Origin of the sequence: Caballeronia catudaia, assembly GCF_001544755.2 — a bacterium.
Lineage (GTDB): Bacteria > Pseudomonadota > Gammaproteobacteria > Burkholderiales > Burkholderiaceae > Caballeronia > Caballeronia catudaia.
This window is the reverse complement of sequence record NZ_FCOF02000116.1, coordinates 1-2,102: the sequence shown is the minus strand read 5'-3', so window position 1 is coordinate 2,102 and position 2,102 is coordinate 1. Positions and strand designations below refer to the sequence as shown.

At 64.3% G+C, this 2,102-nt stretch carries 3 protein-coding genes; all 3 read right to left on the bottom strand.

Annotated features, from left to right (window positions below):
- Positions 1–27: 27 nt before the first annotated feature.
- The gene (gene paaC, locus AWB75_RS36260; protein ID WP_061128722.1) at positions 28–819 is read right to left on the bottom strand and encodes a 1,2-phenylacetyl-CoA epoxidase subunit PaaC; all 792 of its coding nucleotides are present in this window, start codon (positions 817–819) and stop codon (positions 28–30) included.
- Between the two features lie 10 nt (positions 820–829).
- A complete protein-coding gene (gene paaB / locus AWB75_RS36255) occupies positions 830–1,114 on the bottom strand; it encodes a 1,2-phenylacetyl-CoA epoxidase subunit PaaB (RefSeq protein ID WP_016346499.1) in 285 nt (94 codons plus the stop codon).
- Between the two features lie 16 nt (positions 1,115–1,130).
- The coding region (gene paaA, locus AWB75_RS36250) for a 1,2-phenylacetyl-CoA epoxidase subunit PaaA (RefSeq protein ID WP_061128723.1) at positions 1,131–2,102 on the bottom strand (972 nt) is incomplete at its 5' end.

Below are 2,102 nucleotides of genomic sequence, written 5' to 3'. Positions count from 1 at the left end.
CGTTGGCGTTGGCGTTGACGGTATCCATCACCAGCGCGCGCCCGGATGTTGACGCGCAAGGCTCTGCATTTCCGCCAGCAGATAGCCCATGTGCTCCGAGTGCTCGCCGAGCTTGCCCGTGCTCACGTGCTTCACTTCAGCGGGCGCTTGCAGCGTCGCTTCTTCCAATGCCGATGTCACCTGCTCGCGCCACGCCGCTTCGAAGTCGCTTGCGAGCGGCGCGATGCCGGCTTCGGCCACCGCGCGTTCGATGTCATCGGTCACGAAGAATTCACGCGTGTACGGCATCAGATAATCGAGCGCAGCCTGCATACGCCGATGCGATTCGTCCGTGCCATCGCCCAGGCGCACCAGCCAGTCGTGCGCGTGATGCAGGTGATAGCTTGTCTCCTTGATCGACTTCGCCGCGATCGCCGCGAGCTGCGTATCGCTTGACGCCTGCAGCGCCGTCCACACCTGCGCCATCAGCGCGGAGTACAGGAAGTTGCGCACGATCGTCACCGCGTAATCGCGTTGGGCGCGCGCCGTGCCCGCGAGCGGACCGAAGTGCGGCAACTCCGCGATCGTGTAGTTGGCGAACTCGCGCTCGCTGCGGAAGTACGCGTAATCGTCTTCGGTCTTGCTGGCGCCGTCGAGCGTGGCCGCATGTGTGTAGAGCAGCCGCGCCTGACCGATGAGATCGAGGCTGATGTTCGCCAGCGCGATGTCTTCTTCCAGCGCCGGGCCGTGGCTGCACCATTCGGCATTGCGCTGGCCGAGGATCAGGGCGTTATCGGCAAGACGCAAGACGTAAGCGAGATGTTGATGCGCGTGTGTCATGAATCGCGCCTCACATATGATTGATTTCATCGGGCAGCACGAAGAACGTCGGATGCCGATAAATCTTGTCGCCCGCCGGCTCGAACAGTTCGCCCTTGTCCGCCGGGTCCGATGCGGTGATCGCCGCCGACGGCACCACCCAGATGCTCACGCCTTCCTGACGCCGCGTGTAGACATCGCGCGCCATGCGCAACGCCGCGCCCGCATCCGGCGCGTGCAGACTGCCGCAGTGCTTGTGATCCAGTCCCTGCTTGCTGCGCACGAACACTTCCCAGATCGGCCATTCCTTGTTCATCTCTCTCGTCTCCTGATTACGCCGCTTCGCGATGCGCGCGCGCCTTCTGTTTCTCGGCATAGGCGAGCGCGGCTTCGCGCACCCATTCGCCCTCGTCGTGCGCCTTCACGCGCGTGGCGAGGCGCTCCTTGTTGCAGGGGCCGTCGCCGTTGACCACGCGCCAGAATTCTTCCCAGTCGATCTCGCCGTAGTCGTGCGCGTTGCGCGCGGCGTTCCACTTCAGATCCGGATCGGGCAGCGTGACGCCGAGAATCTTCGCCTGCTCGACGGTGGCATCGACGAACTTCTGACGCAGGTCGTCGTTGGAGATGCGCTTGATGCCCCACGCGAAGGACTGGCCGCTGTGGATCGAGTCCTTGTCGCTCGGGCCGAACATCATCAGCACCGGCCACCACCAGCGGTTCACCGCCTGCTGCACGAGGTCCTTTTGCGCCTGCGTGCCCTTCATCATCGCGAGCAGCGCGTCGAAGCCCTGGCGCTGATGAAACGACTCTTCCTTGCAGATGCGGATCATCGCGCGCGCATACGGGCCGTACGTGCAGCGGCACAGCGGAATCTGATTCATGATCGCGGCGCCATCGACCAGCCAGCCGATCACGCCGACATCGGCCCACGTGGGTGTCGGATAGTTGAAGATGCTCGAATACTTGGCCTTGCCCGCGTGCAGTGCCGCGACCAGCTGATCGCGCGAGACGCCGAGCGTTTCGGCCGCGCTATACAGATACAGACCGTGGCCGCCTTCGTCCTGCACCTTGGCGAGCAGGATCGCCTTGCGCTTGAGGCTCGGCGCGCGGCTGATCCAGTTGCCCTCCGGCTGCATGCCGATGATCTCCGAATGCGCGTGCTGCGAGATCTGGCGCACCAGCGTCTTGCGATACGCCTCGGGCATCCAGTCCTGCGCTTCGATCTTGCCGTCGGCTTGCATCACCGCGTCGAAGCGGGCTTGCTCGGGAGATACCGCGGATGGGGACGCCTCGGCTGCAGGCGT

What these genes read in the sequence shown, in the direction of transcription:
- paaC (WP_061128722.1), bottom strand. Translation starts at nt 819, where the DNA reads ATGACACACGCGCATCAACATCTCGCTTACGTCTTGCGTCTTGCCGAT.
- paaB (WP_016346499.1), bottom strand. Translation starts at nt 1,114, where the DNA reads ATGAACAAGGAATGGCCGATCTGGGAAGTGTTCGTGCGCAGCAAGCAG.